The organism is Ktedonobacter sp. SOSP1-85 (genome assembly GCF_016587415.1).
In the GTDB taxonomy this organism is placed as follows: Bacteria; Chloroflexota; Ktedonobacteria; order Ktedonobacterales; family Ktedonobacteraceae; genus Ktedonobacter.
This window is the reverse complement of record NZ_BNJI01000001.1, coordinates 4,499,033-4,518,998: the sequence shown is the minus strand read 5'-3', so window position 1 is coordinate 4,518,998 and position 19,966 is coordinate 4,499,033. Positions and strand designations below refer to the sequence as shown.

The following is a 19,966-nucleotide window of genomic DNA, read 5'->3' as shown; positions in this document are numbered from 1 at the left end:
TATGAAGCAAAGTAAAGAGACCATGCAAAAAGAGACCATGAATATAGATACGAGCAGAACGGGGATCACCCGGACCCAGAACGCTCCTCAACCCGGCCTCTCTGGTACGACAGGAGCGACAGGTCCCATTACCCAGACCATTTCAAAACGTCGATCACATCGCAAACAATGGCGCATCTTTGAATGTGTCGCTATGCTTATTCTGGATGCGTGGCTTATTCATGTTTCATTTCAGCTGGCCTACTCACTACGCCAGGCCTTTGACGAACCTGATAGCGTTCTCAGCCATCTCCTAGTCAATGTACGCATGAATCTCCTGAACAACGATACGGCGACCTATGTCTTGCGGGGGCCAGATCAGTTTCTGGGACTAGAGATTGGTGTTGTTCTGGGACTGCTCATCATCTTCATCTTTCGTGGCCTCTATCGCCTGCGCCTGACTGGTACCTGGTTTCGCCAGGCACAGATTATTCTTGGCTCTACAACGCTGGGCCTGGCCTTCTTGATTACGTACTACTTTACCTTCCAGCCGCCAGCCACGTCACGCTTGCTCTTCGTCTTCACCTGGCTGATCACCATTCTTGTGCTCATTTTGGGACGCCTCCTCGTCTCTGCGGGTATGAGTATGCTCTACCGGATGGGCCTGGGAGAAACGCGCCTGCTGGTCGTGGGCTCGGGGCGCCTGGGCAAAATGGTCATGCAGCATATTACAGCCAGCCCCAATCTCGGCTACTCGATTGTGGGTTTTCTGCACGATATGAGCGAGGAGCCAAGCGATTTTGGGCGCTTTAAGATGCTGGGCACAATTGATGATATCGCTATGGTTATTCGCTCGATGCAGATTGACGAGGTCATCATCGCGCTCCCCTCCAACCTGCACCAGCAGGCTGTACGAAGCGTGAAGCTCTGCGAGCGCCTGGGAACCTCGTTTAAGTTAATCCCAGACTTATACGAACTAAGCCTCTCGCGCATCGATATGGAGGCCATTGAGGGCATCCCCTTGATTGGTATTCGCCAGGCCTCGCTCAATACCACGCAGCGTATTATTACACGCCTGATTGATATCCTGGGGTCGGCATCTGTGCTCCTGCTTGGATCGCCACTCTGGCTCGGCATCGCCCTCCTGATCAAATTGACCTCCAAGGGGCCAGTCATTTTCCAGCAGACGCGTATAGGGATGAACGAGAAACCATTCAAGATGTACAAGTTCCGCTCAATGTATCAAGATGCCGAGCAGCGCAAGGCCGCCCTCCAGGCCAGAAATGAGGCTCAGGGCCATTTCTTTAAGATGAAGGATGATCCACGTATCACCCCCATTGGGAAGTTCCTGCGCAAAACCAGCCTGGATGAAATTCCCCAGCTTCTTAACGTGCTCAAGGGCGATATGAGCCTGGTTGGTGCCCGCCCGCCTGTTCCCGCCGAGGTCGCGCAGTATGAGGAATGGCAGAAGGGTCGCTTCGCGATGAAGGGGGGCTGACCGGCCTGTGGCAGGTACGCGGGCGCAGCAATCTCAGCTTCGACGAGGGCGTGCTTATGGACCTCTATTATATTGAGAATTTCTCGCTACGTCTCTACTTCCAGATTCTCTTGAGCACTATCCCGGCAGTCCTACTACGACGAGGAGCGTATTAATAGCCAATGAAAGTCGCACTAGTACACGATTATCTCAATCAAATGGGGGGGGCGGAGCGTGTAGTCCTGGCACTGCATGAACTCTTTCCCGACGCCCCTATCTATACTTCTATCTATGATCCTGAGCGCGTTGATCCCGCCTTCAAAAACATAGATGTTCGTACCTCTTTTATGCAAAAACTGCCCATGGTGACCAGGCACCACCAGCCCTACCTACCCTTTTATCCCTTCGCGATGGAGAAACTGGATCTCCGTGGCTATGACCTAGTACTCAGCAGTTCAAGCGCCTTTGCCAAAGGCGTCATCACCAGGCCAGAGACAATGCATATTTGTTATTGCCATACTCCTATGCGCTGGTGCTGGAATTATGAGGAATATGTCGAGCGCGAACAACTGGGCAAGGCGGCGCGCACACTTCTTCCCTTGATGATCACAGGTCTGCGTCTCTGGGATCAGACGACCGCGATGCGCGTCGATCATTTTATCGCCAACTCACCGGCCATCGTCGACCGCATCCGCAAATACTACCGGCGTGAGGCCATCTTCATTCCACCTCCAGTTGAGGTAAAGCGCTTCCCCTTCGATCCAGCCACGCAACCAGGAGATTATTTCCTGGTCTTAAGTCGCCTGATACCATATAAGCGTATAGACCTGGCGATTGAAGCCTGCAATCGACTACAATTGCCGCTGGTCGTGATTGGAAAAGGCCGAGATAAAGAACGACTGCAAAAGCTCGCTGGCCCAACCATTCGCTTCATGGGTGGACTCTCCGATCAGGAGGTTACCCATTATATCAGTCATTGCCGTGCCTTTCTCTTCCCTGGCGAAGAGGACTTTGGCATTACGCCCTTAGAGGCACAGGCGGCGGGCCGCCCGGTTATCGCCTATGGCGCGGGAGGCGCCCTGGCATCCGTTGTAGAAGGCGTCACTGGCGTCTTCTTCCGCGAACAGACCGTCGAGAGCCTGGCCGACGCGCTCGCCTCCTTTGACGAGCGCCACTTTAACCCGATGGCTATACGCAATCATGCCCTGGAGTTCGACACGCCACGTTTCCAGCGTCGCATCTTGCAATTTATAGAAGCCAAAATGCAGACTGGACAGTCGCAGAGAAGCGTCCAGCCGAGCAATGATGTCATCTCGTGAAGAGAACACTACAGCGCATAAGAAGCTAGGAGAAAGGGTAGAGAAACGTGGAACTACGAGCCTATTGGGCAGTAATACGACGAAGGCTCTGGATCATTGTAGCCCTCGTCGTAATCGCAGCGGCTTTCGCCGGTTATCAGTATTATAAATTGAGCAAAACACCTGGTGCACTCAAGACCTACCAGTCAAATGTGACGGTTCGCATTGGCCTACAGGCAGATCCTAATGATAAAAATGCTAATGCTACCGATTACCTGACCACCGGGGAGACCCTGGCCGATGAGATCGTCACCGGACCAACCCTCACCTCCAAGGATTTTGTGGCCCGGATAAAACAGCAATTAGACCAGGATTATGCTCATAATGGCAATCCGCAAGGCGCCAACCAGATTGATGAGGGTGCCATTGCTGGGGCCTTGACTTCGACACACGCTCATAGCATACTCTCCATCACCGCAACCTATCAAACTCCTGAAGGCGCCAAAGCCATTGCTACGGCAGTGGGCGAGGTTTTTACGCAACAAGGCAGTTCTTTCCTCGATTATGAAATTCGCAATGGCAGTAGCGCGAGCGATGCCAGTATTCATCCCCAGGTCGAAGCGCAACTGGTCAGTGGTGCCTCCGATCCAGGCCTCGTTAGTGGTCCTGCTGGCAATAAACCGCTCCAGCTGGCGGCCCTGGTTCTGGTCAGCCTGCTACTTGGCATCGCCCTGGCATTCCTCATGGAATATCTCGATGATCGTGTGCGCACCAAAGAGGAGCTTGAAGATCTCCTGCAACTGCCTATCATCGGTGAAATTCCAGCCGCCTCCGCAACGGAGAAAGGCCAGAGCAAGCCTCGCCAGGCTTCGGTATCCTAAGGGAAGGAACATAGACGTGGCTTTACAAAAACAGGAGCAGGCATCTCTGCTTAGCGATTACAACACAAACTCAACTTATAGTCTCGCGTATACCGAGATCATTGCCAATATTCGCTTCTCTCTCGATGCGGCACAAAAACAACCCCAAGCGATCGTGCTAGCCTCACCCACGAGTGAGCACGAACCCGGCCTGACAGCGACAAATCTGGCCATCGCAGCAGCACAAAATGGCTTGCCAACCTTACTGGTAGACGCGAACCTGCACACCCCTCATATCCAGCAGCGCTTTGGCATAGGTCAGACCAGTGGACTCAGCGATCTGCTCGCCTCCTTCAATAAAGAGTCGCAACAGATTGAGCAGTACGTGCGCCCCACATTTTTGCCAGAACTCTCACTCCTGAGTGCGGGCACGCTTTCCCTATCCAGTCAGGAAACCTCCCGGCTGCTCATGCGCCACATAGACGAGGCCATACAAGCACTAAAAGCCTATATGGCGGCCCGTTACCCTGGATTAAGCCTGCTTATTTTACATGGCGCCCCCGTACTCACGGGCGTGAACGCCTCTCTACTCACCGCTCACGCCGACCAGACCTACCTGTTAATCACCAAAGGGCAAACAACACGTACCCAGGCCCGCAATGCACTGCGGCACCTGGAGCGCACCCATGCGACAGTCGCAGGGACTATTTTGCTAGACGTTTAATGATAAAACGTGTATAGTAGAAACCACGATTCACTAACAACTTCGCACACGAGGAGGACCGAGCATGCAAGGACGACAAGGACAGGGAGGGGAGTCATGGGAGAAGTTGGCCAGTAAGAAAATGGCGGCTCTCAATGGTACCGGCAAGGTACCAGCCATCCCCCAACGTCCTCCCGGCATGGTACGTGTAAACCAACCCCCACCAACGCCGCGAGTCGGGCGGCCCAAACGCGAAACGCCACAACCGAAAACCTTTCGCAAGGCAGTTTTTGTTGTCGCGGCGATTCTGTTAGTCTGTGCTGTATTTGGCTTCTTTGTCGCAATGAACCTCTTCCAGGGAATTGCCGAGGGTTCCGGTCCTGCTGGCACAAATACGAGCTTCCTTTCGGCGCTTTCGACCAGGGACTACGCTCAAGCCTATCGCACGCTTGGACCGTCCATCACGATCCAACTCTCGGAGGGCGATTTTACCCACCAGGCTCAGGCAAGCGACAAATGCTATGGCGCCATTACTGATTACAAAGAGGTCGCTGGTAGCGCTACCAACGATGGGAATACTCAGAGCTACTCCTACACCATTAAACGTGAACATCTCCAACAGACCTATGAGCTAAAGTTCACCCTGGTGAAGGATCAGGATGGCACCTGGAAAATCTCGGACTATGGCAATGACCTGGGTCCCAAGGGCCTGAAAGATCTTCCCGCCTGTAAGAGCTAAAATCCTCTTGTAGTCTCTACACCTCTGAGACGCGCCAGCAGGTTCATACACATAGCTAGACCAGGCAAGAAGGCCGTGCGGAGCTGCTACTCCGCACGGCCTTCTTCTCATCCTCCGCTACCTTTCCACGCACAACTATCTGCACTGGATAGGCGTAATAACTAGAGTGATGTGTAGCACAAAATTTTCCGTATCATTATATGTAGACGCGTGCGCTTGCCCCCGAATGGGGGTTAGCAGCGTCGCCCCACTACCACGCGCCAACTGTGACCTACTCTTTGCCGGAAGGATAGAAAAATACATGCACATCTTACGCGCTCTACTCATACGCCAACAGGTCCAGGCAGCCCTGATCTCACTTGAGACCCTGCAACAGTTGCTGGCCTCCTTCGGCTACCCGATGGTCTTCCTCTTTGTCATGATTGAGAGTATCGGGATTCCCATTCCTGGGGAGACAATGCTCCTGCTTGGCTCCTTTTACGCCGCTATCGACCACCGCCTGAATATTGTATTTGTGATCGTTTGTGCCGCTATGGGGGCGATTGTGGGCGATAATATCGGCTTTGAAATTGGGCGCAAAGGTGGCCGTCCCTTTGTCGAGCGCTATGGGAAATATGTTTTCATCCGGCAGAAACACCTGGCGAAAGCCGAGCAGTTTTTCGAGCGTCATGGTGGCAAGACCGTCTTTCTGGGACGCTTTACCGCGATCTTACGTGCCTGGGCTGCCTTCCTGGCTGGCGTTAATCATATGCCCTGGCGCGCATTTCTCATCTATAACGCAACTGGCGGCGTTCTCTGGGCAACTATCGTCGGCCTCGTCGGCTACTACGCGGGTCGCATCTTCCATGAAAACTTCACCCAGGTCGAGCACCTGGTGGGAACAGCAGGCTGGATTATCGCGGGCGTCGTGGTCCTGGGCGCGATTCTCGCCTATGTCATCACGCGGCTGCGCAAGAAGAACGCATCAACCTCCCCTTCATCAACGAAAGAAAACCATCACCAGGAGCCAGAGCACTAAAAGCAACAGACGCCTATGATAGATCCTTTGGGTGACTGCAATCTCATATATTGACGGAAAAACGGTATGAACATATACTAAAAGTGAGTTTGTACCGTAGTTTTATTTACGTCTATAGGAAGCAATGAGGAAGCTGCTACTGTATAGTCAGGAACCCCATGCCTAAAGGCATGGGCTTGCTTGCGCAAGCCTGGACCTGACCAGTCTCAGTCTTGAAACACAGGCTACGTTAGGAATGAAATTAGGTACGTTGGGGTACTTTGCCAGCCCCCAACCGCTACGGCGCAGCATTAAACAGGTGTAGAGGGTGAAGCCAGTGTGTTGTGCGTTAAACCGTTCGCTAACATTGACGAGGCAAACTTCACCTACGAAAGTAGAGGCTCAACTTGAGCAACGTTTTTGTGATTGATAGTAACTACAAACCATTACATCCGGTGCATCCAGCACGTGCAAGGCTCTTGCTCACGCAAGGCAAAGCCGCCGTGTTTCGACGTTACCCGTTTACCATTGTGCTGAAGCGGGTAGTTGAACAGCCAGAGGTGCAACCCTTGCGCCTCAAACTCGATCCTGGCAGTAAAACAACAGGGATTGCCCTGGTGAACGACGCCAACGGGAAGGTTGTTTTCGCGGCTGAACTTCACCATCGTGGGCATGCCATTAAAGACAGCCTGGAGAGTAGGCGTACAGTTCGTCGTGGCAGAAGAAATCGCAAAACACGCTATCGTAAGCCACGATTTCAGAATCGAAAAAGAAAGAAGGGATGGTTGCCGCCATCATTAGAAAGTCGGCTTGCCAATATCCTGACGTGGGTAGCTCGTTTGTGTCGCTATGCCCCCATTGAAGCTATGAGCCAGGAATTGGTGAAATTTGATTTGCAACTGATGGAGAATCCCGATATTGCAGGCGTGCAATATCAGCAAGGCACCTTGCAAGGCTACGAAGTCAGGGAATACTTGCTCGAAAAATGGGAGCGAACCTGTGCCTATTGTGGCAAACAAAATATTCCGTTGCAAATCGAGCATATTCATCCTCGCGCCAACGGTGGCACGCATAGGATCAGCAATCTTACGCTAGCTTGCGAGCCGTGCAATCTCGCCAAAGGCACTCAGGAAATCGAAATATTCTTAAAAAAGAAGCCAGATGTGCTCAAGCGTATTCTGGCTCAGGTGAAAAGGCCCCTCAAGGATGCCGCTGCTGTCAATTCCACACGTTTTGCATTGCTCGAACGATTGAAAACCTTTGGCTTGCCTGTCGAGTGTGGTAGTGGAGGATTGACCAAGTACAACCGCACCACAAGAGGCTTGCCAAAAACACACTGGCTGGATGCCGCTTGCGTAGGCAAGAGTACACCTGATGTGTTAGTGCATAAAGGGAACATTCCTTTGCTGATTACAGCCACAGGGCACGGAAGAAGGCAAATGTGCACACCTGATAAATATGGATTTCCTGCAAAACACAAACAACGCAAAAAGACATTTCTTGGATATCGCACAGGCGATATGGTGAAAGCAATTACGCCCAAAGGAACGTTTGAGGGGAAAATTGCTATTCGTCATCGGCCTTTGTTTCAGCTTGGGAAGGTCGATATCCACCCTAAATATATGCGCCGAGTACACCAAGCCGATGGCTATGAGTATAGACACAAAGGAGTGCGCAATGTTCCTCCCCATGTCTAAAGCCAGGGGCACCCACATGGCGCGATTTTATGGTGGACTCCTGCTGGTGGTGATCATGGGAGTCTTGATCTACAACTATAACCGCCAGGCTGATACCACGAAGATCGCCCCCTGGCAGCCGGCGAAGATCCGCATCCCTAGTCTGCATATCGATGCGTCCGTTTTGGGAGTTGGCGCGACGCCCGATGGGAAGATGGATGCCCCTACCTCGCAGGCGCTCAACTCCCCCTACTGGACCAGCGTCTTCTGGTATGAGCTAGGTGCGGCTCCTGGGCAGGCGGGGAACGCCATCATCGCCGGGCATGTGGACCGCGTGGGTGGCGATCCTGCCATCTTCTGGTCCCTCCACACGCTCACGCCTGGCGCACGCATCTACATCGATACGGGGGGAGAAACAACCCTGACCTATGTGGTGGACAGCGTCAAAAGCTACCCAGCAAATGAACCCGGCAGTGAGGCTCAAAATGAGGTCTTTGGCTCCACTACCGAGCATCACCTGAACTTGATTACCTGTAGCGGAGCCTGGACCGGCACTGGCTATGATCAACGTCTGGTCGTCTTTAGCCACCAGGTAGCACCATAGCGGAGACTACTCAAAGGCATTGATACCCGTTAAGGCCTGGCCTATGATCAGGGTATGAATATCGTCGGTGCCCTCATACGTAAAGACCGACTCCAGATTATTCATATGGCGGCTGATCGGATATTCAAGCGTGATGCCGTTCGCGCCAAGAATGGAACGCGCCTCGCGCGCCGTCTCCAGGGCTTCGCGACAGTTGTTGCGCTTAGCGAGCGAGATCTGCACCGGGTGCAACAACTCCTCGTCTTTCAAGCGTCCAAGCTGCAAGGTCAGGAGCTGCGCCTTGACCAGTTCCGTGGCCATCAGGGCCAGCTTGCGCTGTACCAGTTGGAAACTGGCAATGGGACGCTTAAACTGGACACGCGTCTTAGCATACTCCAGCGCCGTCTCAAAGCAGGCGCGAGCCGCACCAGTTACGCCCCAGGAGATACCAAAGCGGGCCTCATTGAGGCAGGAGAGGGGACCACGCATGCCCTTCACGTTTGGCAACATATTGCCGGCAGGCACACGGCATTCCTCGAAATGCAACTCAGACGTAACCGAGGCACGCAGCGACAATTTGTGATGGATATCGCTGGTCGTAAAGCCCGGTGTCCCCCGCTCAACCAGGAAGCCGCGAATACCATCTTCGGCGCGTGCCCAGACCACCGCCAGGTCCGCCACACCACCATTCGTAATCCACATCTTTGTGCCATTCAGGATATATTCATCTCCGTCCCGGCGCGCGCTGGTGCGCATGCCAGCGGCCTCGCTGCCAAAATCAGGCTCCGTCAGACCAAAGCAGCCAATCACCTCGCCTCGCGCCATACGCGGCAACCAGTGCTCTTTCTGCTCTTCTGACCCAAAGGCATAAATAGGATACATGGCCAGCGAGCCCTGCACAGAGACAAATGAACGCAGGCCGCTATCGCCAGCCTCAAGCTCCTGGCAGGCCAACCCATAGCACACCGCGCTCAAGCCAGCGCAACCATAGCCATCGAGGTGCATTCCTAGCAGCCCCAGTTCAGCGATCTCTGGAATAAGCTCGCGTGGGAAGGTACCGGCCTCAAAATGCTGGTCAATAATGGGCAGGACACGCTCGCGTACAAACTTACGCACGGTATCGCGCACCATACGCTCTTCATCAGAGAGCAGGTGATCAATATTATAGAGGTCAGTCGCGGACGGAATCTGGGCCAGTCGCTGGGCAGTTATCTGAGACATATGAATTCCTAATTCCCCTCTGTGGTCTTCTTCTCCGAAAACCCTGAGCGCTTGTCCCCGAATGGGGGCGAAGCCCTAGACACGTAAGTGGCGTTGGATTTCGGAATAAGATCAGTATCCTGATGTTCATGCACCCTCCCCTTTGAGGGCACATTGCCTGTAGCTATTATATCGCAAAAGCAGGCGAGAAGGAGGGAGGGGAAAGGGTGTGGGTGGGAAACGCGGCATTGCCACGTTTCCCACCCACACCCTTTCCTCTATATCGAACCTCATGGGTTGCTCTGCGTATATATGGAAGAGAACCAGAAATCACGCTCCTCAGAGCGACCAGTATACAGCCGAAGACGCAGCACGATAAGGACATTGCATGTACGACCTGCCGACAAAGCCCTTAAGAAATGATAGCCAGTGGCGACAAGCTGCACCGGGGCTGCCTATGACGCCCCAGCCTCCACGCCGTCCTAAGCGCTCCTCCTGTCTCTATGTCCTGCTCGGCACGGGTGGTTGTTTACTATTGCTGGTATGCATCCTGGGAGGCGTACTGGCGGGCATTGCCCTTCTGCCATCGTTCACCTTTCATCCCGCGCCCCAGCAGCCCTCGTATACCCCTCCTTATGATGAAGCGAGCACCTTCGGCAATACACCCAAAGACGCCGTCTACCGGGTCATGGGCAAGCCGACCCTGACCCCGGCTTTTATCAACCTCGTCCTCGCACGCAATGACTCGCCCGCCTCCGGCAAGGGGCAGGCACTCTATGATTATGGTGTGCAATACGGAGTTGACCCCGCCTACGCCCTGGCCTTCTTCTGGCAGGAGAGCCACTTTGGCAAGCTGGGAGTCGCCCAGGAGACCCACTCTCTGGGCAATATTCGCCAGCGCCCAGACGAGCCAGCCTATCAGGGCTACCGGCTCTACAAAACCTGGGAAGAGGGCTTCCAGGACTGGTATCGCCTGATCGCCCAGACCTATGTCCAGGGATGGGGCCTGGTGACCGTCGACCAAATTATCCCTACCTATGCCCCCAGGAAAGATAATAACGACGAGGCCTCCTACATCCTCACCGTCAAAGTCGCCGTCGACAAATGGCGCTCAGAAACCACCCCAAAGAAATAAAGGAGTAAAGGGATAGGGGCGCGGTTTGCGGGTCCTCGCCCGCAAACCGCGCCCCTATCCCTTTACTCTGAGCGTCGCAGGCGCGAAAGCTTACACTAGCATTGGCGAGTCCCACAATGCCAAAAGGCGAAAATTGACCAGAAACCCGAAAGGATGTATCATAAAAGATCTAAACGGTCGAAACACAAAAGTAAAGACGACTAACTGCCGATTTCACATACCTATAGATAGAAGATAAAAGAAAGTTCAGCGCGAAAGTTTGGCATAATGAAACCAACCTCTTTCTGGAATACACTTCCACAACCTATTATTGGCCTGGCGCCCATGGATGGCGTCACGGATGCCCCCTGTCGCACCATGCATGGCCTGCATGGCAGACCAGATATCGTCCTGACCGAATTTACCAATGTCGAGGGCCTCTGGAAGGGGAGCGACCGTATCTTCCGTGACTTCCTCTATACCCCTGCGGAGCGTCCAGCTATCGCCCAGATCTTTGGCTGCCGCCCCGAATACTTTTATCTTGCCGCGCACGTCGCGTGTGAACTCGGCTTCGATGGGGTGGACATCAATATGGGCTGTCCCGCAACCAAGATCGCTAATAAGGGCGGCGGGGCCGCGCTCATCCGCGTGCCTGATACAGCGAAGGCCATTATTCGGGCGACGCAGGCAGGTGTGCGCGACTGGGCCAATGGACAGACGCTCGAAGAACTGGGAATGGAACCTGAGCGCATCCAGCGCATTCGCCAGATGAACGAGGAGCGTGTGCGAATCTGGGGGATAAGGCAGTGATTGAGCGGCGCCTCCTGCCGGTCTCAGTGAAGACCCGCCTGGGATACGACTCCATTACCATTACCGACTGGGTGAAAGATCTGCTGGAAATGGAACCCGCCAATATCTCCCTGCATGGGCGCACCCTCGCGCAACACTACAAAGGCGAGGCCAACTGGGACGCCATCGCCCAGGCGGCCGAGATCGTCCGGCAGACCGATACGCTCATCCTGGGCAATGGTGATATCCATAATCTCTATGATGCCGCTAAGCGTATTCGCGAGACAGGCGTGCATGGTGTGCTTATCGGGCGCGCGACCTATGGCAATCCCTGGCTCTTCCAGAATAAAGCTCAGATGAAAGAGGTCGTCAATAGTAACGTTGAGCCAACGCCTGAGAATATTCCCAGCATTATGCCCTCGCGCGAAGAGCGACTACGGATGGCCCTGGAGCACGCGCGTGTGCACGCTCGTCTCAAGGGCGAGGATCATTTTGTTGAGCTGCGCAAGCATATGGGCTGGTACCTGGGCCATTTCGCAGGCGCCAAGCAGGTTCGCAATGAGCTAGTCAGAATCAACAGCCTGGCAGATGTTGAGGAGATTATCGAGCGTGCGCTTACGCAAGAAGAACCCGCCGACACACCAGGCAGCGATGAGGGCATCATACAGGAAGAGCTGCGCGATCCCGAACTCGACCTCAGTTGCTCCCTCTAAACCGATGAAAAAGCAGAGTGAGGCCCTCGTTTCCCGAAACGAGGGCCTCACTCTGCTTTTTCACATGCCACTTTTTTAGCAGAATTTGTTCATACTCTTTCATAGGGAGACAATCTCGGAGGATATTTATTGACTATCAATCATAGAAGAAACAAAAGGGTAAAAATAGTTAATCAAATGATAAAGCGACGGCGAGTGTCGGTGCGAAAAATATCCTCTCCTGGGGAGAGAAGGCACCCAGAGAGAGAGCCAACGAGGATAGTTGGATTAGAGACATGGGTGGTGTAGCCGCCTCTCTCAAGCGAGGTAGTCAACTACACCAGGACGACCTCGCTAAAATCACCTACCAGCTTCTGGATTTCGCGCAAGCGACGCTCAGCAATTTCCACATTTTCTAGGGCTTGCGCCAGGATACGAGCCTCTAGCGAAGGATATGACTCAGCAATTTCCGGGTCAATTGAACCGACAAGCTCCAAAGCCTTGTCCAGCTTGGTTTCCAGGGTTGCGGTTGACATAATCTGTTACCTCACATCATCGCAAAATATGTAACGTCTCGAATGTAAAGAATGTCTATCCAGTCGCTACGCTACTAGAAACTAGTAGGCTCTTGAGATCTGCTCCTTACTTCTAATTCCCCTTGCCATATTCCTTATGACGCCAGGTTTTAGTAAAGAGAGTAAAACCTCTTGTATCTACGTCTATATTACACTAGAAGCAAAAAATCCCAAAATAAAAGCCCCAAAATCCGCCCAACATTCCTATTGACAGCCGACATGAAGCGACTGAAAGCGGACCCTTGCATGTTTGTCAGAAAGTTACTTTTCTCAAACTCTATAACACACAAAGGGCTCAGGTTATTTCCGACTACGCAACCAGGATAAAATAGGTTTTTTCAGGAGCACTCGATCAGCCTGCCAGCTTGATCGACATATTCCACATTCTCGCTCTATACCTATTATAAGGCAGGGAGGCCAGTTTTCGCCTGAGAATTCGCTGAGAAAATATGTGCCCATAGGGAGAGCTTGTAACAAAACAGCTATCTGGCAAGTGTACATATACATAGGGAATATCTACCCAGAAATGGGAAGAGGGTAGTGGCGAATGTGAAAAGGGTAGGTTTGATTTACCAAGCAGAGTTGTTACTGTAATTGTAACTGACATATCAGGAGGTTCCAATTCTTATGGCGAAAACATATGCAGAGCATCATGCTTCAGTAACAGTAGATGCACCTGTACACCAGGTTTACTCCTTATTCTCCCACTTTAACGACTTTCCTAAGTTTATGAGCTTTGTGAAAGAGGTTACCTATCACGACAACCAGAATAGTCACTGGGTCGCCGATGTGGCGGGTAATCACGAGTGGGACGCGAAGAATGAAAATTGGATTGAGGACAGGCAGATCGGCTGGCACTCGACCCAGGGTCTCGACAACTTTGGCAAGGTGACCTTTGAGCCGACCAGCACGAACCAGACGAAAGTCGATGTTTTCATCAACTATAACCCACCCGCCGGTGTTGTAGGCGATGTTGGTGAGAAGCTTGGCGTTGGGGGTCGCTTTGAGCAGAAACTCCAGCACGATCTCAACCACTTTGCTCAGATGGTGGAACAGGCTCCTCCAGGCTCGCTTGATCCCAATTCGTCAAGCTACCTCTTCCATGAAGAGAGCGCGGCCTCGCAAGGAAAAACCACCGACAAACAGAACCAGACCATGACCGATGAGCCGAATCTGAGCAGCCGTGAACCCGTTCTGGACCGTGATATCACTGGCATGTCCTCAACCGCCGATACCCCACCGCTTCAGCGCAGAGACGATATTCCCCCGAACATATATAGCTGAAGAATAGCATCTCTACTAAAAGCGGCGATCCTTGCAAGGGTCGCCGCTTTTAGTAGAGATGCTATTCTATAAAAACTCAACCTTAAATCTTAAATAGATAGATGTGTCATGACGCCTTTTTTGCCAGATCCAGGCATGCGGGTACCCCACAAATGACCTCAACGCTTCTCCCTCCCGGACCAATTTCTCACGTTCCTGGCGCCTACCATGACTCTTTATACCAGGCAAGCGCAGCATTATGCTGCAACACAGGATACACAAATACAATATTGCTGAGTCGGAATTTTCTAGAATCTTGAAAAATTTTACGCTTTAGGTATTGACATTCCAAATTGTATATGTTAATATCAAAGTGTTCCAAATGATTCGATTAGGAACGCTTCCAGAGAGGAAAGATACTCTGGCACTTGGCTATAGGCCTTGCATAAGTAATCCGGAAGGAGGGCTTATGACTCTTCCATTGAAGAAACCAATTCGCGTGCTAGGGATGGTGTATCAAATTGACAGGTAGTGCCCGTAGAGGCGGGCTCGCCGCACCGTCCTGAGTCTCACACCACCTGAAGAAAACAACTCGTTCACACGAGAGAATCAAGTCTATCGGCTACTACAGCCGTACATCTGGTGGGGACCAACAGGAACACAAGCCTGGAAAGCCAATAATTCTTGGCCTACGTGGAATCAGGAAAAAGGTTGAAGAAGCACAGGAGTTGTGTAGAATAAGACAAAACACGCTGGTAGCCGATTGAAACATGTGAGAACTGTCTCGGCTACTAGCGCTTTTTTATGCCTTAGAGAGAGTGATAGCGTTGGAGCGTGGGGGGAATGCCCACACTCCAACGCTATCACTCTCTCTAAGCCTTATGGCTGGACTGCGTACACTTTTTGGTGATATACTCGACTGGTTAGCATGCAGCTTGATCACCTTTTAACCTGAATAATCCAGCCAGCGACACGGGCATAAGAGAGAGTATAGTATGCGAAGAACAAGTCCCTTCATAGAACGATTGATGCAAGGTCCTATTCTCTGCGATGGTGGAATGGGAACCCAGCTCTATGCCCGAGGTATCTCCTATGAGCGATGCTTCGAGCAACTCAACCTCACCTCTCCTGAGCTGATTAAAACCATTCACCTGGAATATGTGGCCGCGGGGGCCGAAATCATCGAGACCAATACCTTTGGCGCGAACCGCTTTCGCCTGCGCGAGCATGGACTCGAAGAGCAGGTTCATGCCATCAACCGGGCTGGCGCCAAGATCGCACGTGAGGCGCGTGAACTGAGTGAACAGCCCATCTTTCTCGCTGGCAATATTGGCCCCCTCGGCAGCCACCTGGCTCCCCTGGGAGACATTACGCCAGAAGAGGCCCGCAGTGCCTTTCAAGAGCAGGCGGCGGCCTTGCTAGAATCGGGCGTCGATCTCTTAATCATTGAGACCATCACCAACCTGGAGGAGATGCGCGAGGCGCTCTCAGCCATTCGCGGCATGACAGATCTGCCCATTGTGGCCCTGATGTCCTTCGATGAAGAGAATACGGTCTCAAGCGGTGAGGAGCCGCTCCTGGTGGCACAGACGATGCAGGAACTGGGGGCCGATGTTGTGGGTGTCAACTGCGCCCTGGGACCCGCCGGTACCTTTAGCGTCATCGAGGGCATGAGCACGGGGGGGCCAGAGCACTTTCTCCTGGCGGCCCAGCCCAACGCGGGCCTGCCCAAACGTGTGGGCAATCGCTTCATCTACGGAGCCTCGCCTGACTACTTCGCTGATTACGCGCGTCGCTTCCTTGAGATCGGGGTGAGCCTGATCGGAGGCTGTTGTGGCACGACGCCTCAGCATATTGCCGCCATGCGTAAAGTTCTGGCCGAATACGCTCCCGAGCTGGGGACACGCGAGGTTACAGTCCCCAAACGCCAGCCTCGCCTTGACACGCTCTTTGAGCGCGATCCAGAAAGCTCCAGCGGTACCCAGACGCACAGCACCTACCTCTCACAACGCCTCGCCACAGGACACTTCGTGGTGAGTGCCGAGATGCGTCCCCCACGCAGCGTCAAGTTTACGCGCTTCCTGCAAAATGCTGAGTACCTGCGCGACATTGGCGTGGATACCATCAATATTACCGATAATGCCATGGCCCGTGTACGTATGAGTAACGTCGCCGCAGCCCGCCTGATTCAGCAGCAGGTTGGCGTGGAAACCATTGTACATTTTACACCGCGCGACCGCAATTTGATGGCGGTCCAGAGCGATCTGATTGGCGCCCACGCCACCGATATTCGCAATGTTCTGGCTGTGACCGGTGATCCTCCCACCCACGGCGATTTTCCCAACGCCACGGGCATCTGGGATGTCGATAGCATTGGTCTGATTGCCATCTTGAATAATCTCAATCAAGGCCTTGATGGGCGCGGGCGCAAGCTGGGAACGCCCGGCTCCTTCTGTATAGGCTGCGCGGCCACCCCTCCCGCGACTGATATCGCGCTCGACCTGGAGCGCTTACACCGCAAGATCGAGGCAGGCGCACAGTTTATCATGACCCAGCCCGTCTATGATCCCGAGACGCTCATCAGCTACTTTGAGCGCTACAAGCAGGAGTATGGTCCGCTCACCATTCCCATCCTGGTTGGCCTGCAACCGCTTCACTCCTATCAGCAAGCCGAGAAGTTCCATAACGAGGTGCCCGGCATCGTCATTCCCGAGGCTGTCCGTGAGCGCCTGCGCCTGGCGGGCGACCAGGCCTGCGATACGGGATTGGAGATTATTAAAGAGCTCTTCGATGCCATCTTGCCTTATATCCAGGGTACCTATATCATGCCTCTGGACCGCTACGATCTTGTGGGCGAGCTTCTCCCCTATATTCGCCAGCAGACCGTGGATCGCGGCAGCGAAAATATTGTTGGATTATAGCTGTAGTGGGTGCTGGTGGCCTATGGCCACCAGCACCCACTACAGCTATAATCCAACAAGCTACTCTTCGCCCAGAGAGAGCACCGCCATGAAGGCCTCCTGCGGAATCTCTACGCTTCCCACCATCTTCATGCGACGCTTGCCCTCTTTCTGCTTCTCCAGCAGTTTGCGCTTACGCGAAATGTCACCACCATAACATTTCGCCAGCACGTCCTTACGCATGGCTTTGACCGTCTCGCGCGCGACGACGCGTGAGCCGATGGCTGCCTGAATGGGAACCTCGAACATCTGACGTGGAATCAGGCTGCGCAACTTCTCGACCAGCGCTCGCCCTTGATAGTACGCCTTCTCGCGATGCAAAATGAGCGAGAGCGCATCCACAGCGACAGCATTGACCAGGATATCCAGCTTGATCAGGTCCGATGGCTGGTAGTCGGCATAGGCATAATCCAGCGAGGCATAGCCCTGCGTGCGTGACTTAAGCTGGTCATAAAAGTCGATGATCAGCTCGGCCAGGGGCAAGCTATAGGTCAGGAGCACGCGCTCGGCCTCAATATACTTAAGCTCTTTATACACACCGCGCTTGTTATTGACCAGATCCATAATAGTGCCGATATAGCGCGAGGGTGTAAAAATAGAGACATCCATCCAGGGTTCTTCGATCTGCTCGATATCGCCAAACGAGGGCATATCAGATGGATTGTCGACCTCGATGACCTCACCGCCCGTCTTCGTGACGCGGTAGGCCACGCTCGGAGCGGTCGCCAGAATATCCAGGTTATACTCACGCTCCAGGCGCTCCTGAATGATCTCCATATGCAGCAGGCCCAGGAAGCCACAGCGGAAGCCAAAGCCCAGCGCGCTTGAGGTCTCAGGCTCATACTGGAGCGCCGCGTCATTGATTTTCAAGCGATCCAGGGCCTCACGCAGTAAGGGGTAGTCATTGCCTTCAACGGGATAGATGCCCGCGAAGACCATGGATTTGGCTGGCTGGTAACCCGCCAGCGCCTCGACCTTGCCCGCGTAGGCTGGAAAAATGACCGTGTCGCCCACGCGACAATCCGTCACCTTTTTAAAGCCGGTCGCGATATACCCAACCTCGCCTGTGGTCAGCTTGCCTGCGGAGGTCAGGCGTGGATGAAAGTAGCCAGCTTCAAGGATATCGGTGTTACTGCCAGTTGCCATCATCGTCACGCGCTCGTCGGTATGTAGCGCCCCGTCTACGACGCGTACATAGGCGATCACACCTTTGTAGGCATCATAATGCGAGTCAAAGACCAGGGCGCGCAGTGGGGCTTCGGGATCACCCTTGGGGCGCGGCACATGCTTAATGACCGCCTCCAGGATATCCTGCGTCCCGATGCCCTCTTTGGCCGAGGCCAGAATGCACTCTTCCTTGGGCAGGCCAATGACGTCCTCGACCTCTTGCATCACCTTCTCAGGCTCCGCGCTGGGGAGGTCGATCTTATTGATCACGGGGATAATGGCCAGGTCGGCCTCTAACGCAAGGTAGAGGTTCGCCAGCGTTTGGGCCTCGATACCCTGAGTTGCGTCAATCACGAGCAGGGCGCCTTCACAAGCTGCCAGGCTACGCGAAACCTCGTAAGCGAAGTCAACGTGTCCAGGCGTGTCGATCAGGTTCAGCTCGTACTCCTCACCATCCTGCTGAGAGGTATAGCGCATACGCACGGCCTGAGCCTTAATCGTAATGCCCTTCTCGCGCTCCAGATCCATCTGATCGAGCGTCTGCGCCATCAACTCGCGCTTGGTCACGGTGCCTGTGAACTCTAGTAGGCGATCAGCAAGCGTGGACTTGCCATGATCGATATGCGCAATAATACAAAAATTGCGAATATGTGCTTGATCGGTCATTCGATAATCCCTCCACCCAAGACCTCATCACCATCCTCGCCTCCGTAAAGCACGGCGGCCTGGCCTGGAGTGATTGCGCGCTGTGGGTGTACAAGTTGTACTCGCGCCCGTTGCCCTTCAAGAGGCGTGACTAACGCGGGTTGTTCGGGGGCCTTATAGCGTACGCGTACCAGGGCCTCAAAAGGGGCTGTAGGCACGTCGCCAGTGGTGTAATGCATCTTGCCGATGGTAAACTCCTGCTGATCCAGAGCGGTGGCAGGACCTACAATCAGCGCGTTCTGGTCAGCGTCCAACTTGAGCACATGCAATGGAGCAGGTGACGTCAAGCCCAGTCCCTTGCGCTGACCAATAGTATAGTAAGCCAGGCCGCGATGGCGTCCCAGGAGCTTCCCCTGCTGATCATAGATGGGGCCCGGACGCGGTATCGTGATCAGTGGCTGCGCAGCCGTGGCGGTAGCGGTTACACCAGCGGCCATCAAGGCATCATCTTCCTGCTTGCTTGCCGCATAGCGATCAATAAAACCGCGATAGTCATTCTGCGCCACAAAGCAGATCTCCTGGCTCTCAGCCTTGGTCGCCACGTTCATGCCACGCTCAGCCGCCATGGCCCGCACCTGGGGCTTGGTATAGCCTCCCAGGGGGAAGCAGGCGTGACCGAGCTGGTGCTGGTTGAGCACATGCAACACATAGGACTGATCTTTGTCGGGATCGAGGCCACGGCGCAGGCGGCGCCTCCCCGTCTGGGGATGATCGTCCACGCGCACATAGTGACCCGTCGCCAGGTAGTCAGCCTCCAGCGCCAGGGCCTTATTGAGCAATACTGTGAAACGAATATGCCGGTTACAAGTCAGGCACGGGTTGGGCGTCCGACCAGCAACATAATCTTCATAAAAGGAGTCAACAATGCGCTCTTTAAATTCCTGCTCGACATTCACCAGGTAAAAAGGAATATCCAGCATACGCGCGACGCGACGCGCGTCATCCACTGACTCCAGCGAACAACACTTGTTCTGTACTACGCGCTCAACGCCATCGTCCTCTGCCTCAATCACCCCTGGCTCTGACCAGAGGCGCAGCATCATACCGATGACTTCATGTCCTTGTTCTTTCAGCAATGCAGCGGCGACCGAGCTATCTACGCCGCCGCTCATAGCGACGACTATCCGAGCCATAATATAATACCCTGCCTAGTTGTAGTTGACTAACATGACGACCGCGGTCGCAGCAA

The 19,966-nt window shown here is 53.8% G+C and carries 16 protein-coding genes and 1 pseudogene; 13 read left to right on the top strand and 4 right to left on the bottom strand.

Features of this window, described 5'->3' with window-relative positions:
- Position 1 precedes the first annotated feature (1 nt).
- The 8 genes and pseudogenes from KTE_RS18935 to KTE_RS18895 all read left to right on the top strand — a co-directional run bounded on the left by KTE_RS18935 (position 2) and on the right by KTE_RS18895 (position 8,333).
- Positions 2-1,632, top strand: a pseudogene (locus KTE_RS18935) (sugar transferase).
- 6 nt (positions 1,633-1,638) lie between these two features.
- Positions 1,639-2,775: a glycosyltransferase gene (locus tag KTE_RS18925; protein ID WP_201383536.1), complete on the top strand. Its 1,137-nt coding sequence runs from the start codon at positions 1,639-1,641 to the stop codon at positions 2,773-2,775.
- Between the two features lie 47 nt (positions 2,776-2,822).
- Positions 2,823-3,635 (top strand): YveK family protein, encoded by an 813-nt coding sequence (locus KTE_RS18920; protein ID WP_201383533.1) that lies wholly within the window; start codon positions 2,823-2,825, stop codon positions 3,633-3,635.
- Positions 3,636-3,651: 16 nt separating this feature from the next.
- Positions 3,652-4,338, top strand: coding sequence for a CpsD/CapB family tyrosine-protein kinase (locus KTE_RS18915; RefSeq protein WP_201383531.1), 687 nt, complete (start codon positions 3,652-3,654; stop codon positions 4,336-4,338).
- 64 nt (positions 4,339-4,402) lie between these two features.
- On the top strand, positions 4,403-5,056 hold the full coding sequence (locus KTE_RS18910; RefSeq protein WP_201383529.1) for a hypothetical protein: 654 nt from the start codon (positions 4,403-4,405) through the stop codon (positions 5,054-5,056).
- A 301-nt stretch (positions 5,057-5,357) separates the two neighbouring features.
- Positions 5,358-6,074: a DedA family protein gene (locus tag KTE_RS18905; protein ID WP_201383527.1), complete on the top strand. Its 717-nt coding sequence runs from the start codon at positions 5,358-5,360 to the stop codon at positions 6,072-6,074.
- A 386-nt stretch (positions 6,075-6,460) separates the two neighbouring features.
- Positions 6,461-7,750 carry an RNA-guided endonuclease IscB gene (gene iscB, locus KTE_RS18900; protein ID WP_201383525.1) on the top strand — a complete coding sequence of 430 codons (1,290 nt, stop codon included), beginning with the start codon at positions 6,461-6,463 and terminating at the stop codon, positions 7,748-7,750.
- 16 nt (positions 7,751-7,766) lie between these two features.
- Positions 7,767-8,333, top strand: a complete 567-nt coding sequence (locus KTE_RS18895) for a class F sortase (protein WP_201383523.1) — start codon at positions 7,767-7,769, stop codon at positions 8,331-8,333.
- Positions 8,334-8,339: 6 nt separating this feature from the next.
- On the opposite strand, the gene KTE_RS18890 is transcribed toward KTE_RS18895, so the two are convergent.
- Entirely contained in the window at positions 8,340-9,533 is a 1,194-nt protein-coding gene (locus tag KTE_RS18890) for an acyl-CoA dehydrogenase family protein (RefSeq protein ID WP_201383521.1), read from the bottom strand.
- A gap of 367 nt (positions 9,534-9,900) precedes the next feature.
- On the opposite strand from KTE_RS18890, the gene KTE_RS18885 reads away from it, so the two are divergent.
- The 3 genes from KTE_RS18885 (at position 9,901) to KTE_RS48900 (ending at position 12,128) form a co-directional block, all read left to right on the top strand.
- The gene (locus tag KTE_RS18885) at positions 9,901-10,647 is read left to right on the top strand and encodes a glucosaminidase domain-containing protein (RefSeq protein WP_201383519.1); all 747 of its coding nucleotides are present in this window, start codon (positions 9,901-9,903) and stop codon (positions 10,645-10,647) included.
- A 267-nt stretch (positions 10,648-10,914) separates the two neighbouring features.
- Complete coding sequence (locus KTE_RS48905) at positions 10,915-11,436, top strand: tRNA-dihydrouridine synthase (protein WP_201383517.1); 522 nt, start codon at positions 10,915-10,917, stop codon at positions 11,434-11,436.
- On the top strand, positions 11,433-12,128 hold the full coding sequence (locus KTE_RS48900) for a tRNA-dihydrouridine synthase (protein ID WP_201383515.1): 696 nt from the start codon (positions 11,433-11,435) through the stop codon (positions 12,126-12,128). The genes KTE_RS48905 and KTE_RS48900 overlap by 4 nt, the downstream gene beginning before the upstream one ends.
- A gap of 314 nt (positions 12,129-12,442) precedes the next feature.
- Here the strand turns inward: KTE_RS48900 and KTE_RS18870 are convergent, their stop codons facing one another.
- Positions 12,443-12,643 (bottom strand): hypothetical protein, encoded by a 201-nt coding sequence (locus tag KTE_RS18870; RefSeq protein WP_007910948.1) that lies wholly within the window; start codon positions 12,641-12,643, stop codon positions 12,443-12,445.
- Between the two features lie 666 nt (positions 12,644-13,309).
- Here KTE_RS18870 and KTE_RS18865 point away from each other — a divergent pair.
- Both KTE_RS18865 and KTE_RS18860 read left to right on the top strand, forming a co-directional pair.
- Positions 13,310-13,966 carry an SRPBCC family protein gene (locus tag KTE_RS18865; RefSeq protein WP_201383513.1) on the top strand — a complete coding sequence of 219 codons (657 nt, stop codon included), beginning with the start codon at positions 13,310-13,312 and terminating at the stop codon, positions 13,964-13,966.
- A gap of 974 nt (positions 13,967-14,940) precedes the next feature.
- Positions 14,941-16,866, top strand: coding sequence for a bifunctional homocysteine S-methyltransferase/methylenetetrahydrofolate reductase (locus KTE_RS18860; protein WP_201383511.1), 1,926 nt, complete (start codon positions 14,941-14,943; stop codon positions 16,864-16,866).
- A 60-nt stretch (positions 16,867-16,926) separates the two neighbouring features.
- On the opposite strand, the gene lepA is transcribed toward KTE_RS18860, so the two are convergent.
- The gene (gene lepA, locus KTE_RS18855) at positions 16,927-18,738 is read right to left on the bottom strand and encodes a translation elongation factor 4 (protein WP_201383509.1); all 1,812 of its coding nucleotides are present in this window, start codon (positions 18,736-18,738) and stop codon (positions 16,927-16,929) included.
- Positions 18,735-19,910: a tRNA 2-thiouridine(34) synthase MnmA gene (mnmA, locus tag KTE_RS18850; protein ID WP_201383507.1), complete on the bottom strand. Its 1,176-nt coding sequence runs from the start codon at positions 19,908-19,910 to the stop codon at positions 18,735-18,737. Before mnmA ends, lepA begins: the two co-directional genes overlap by 4 nt.
- Positions 19,911-19,966: the final 56 nt, after the last annotated feature.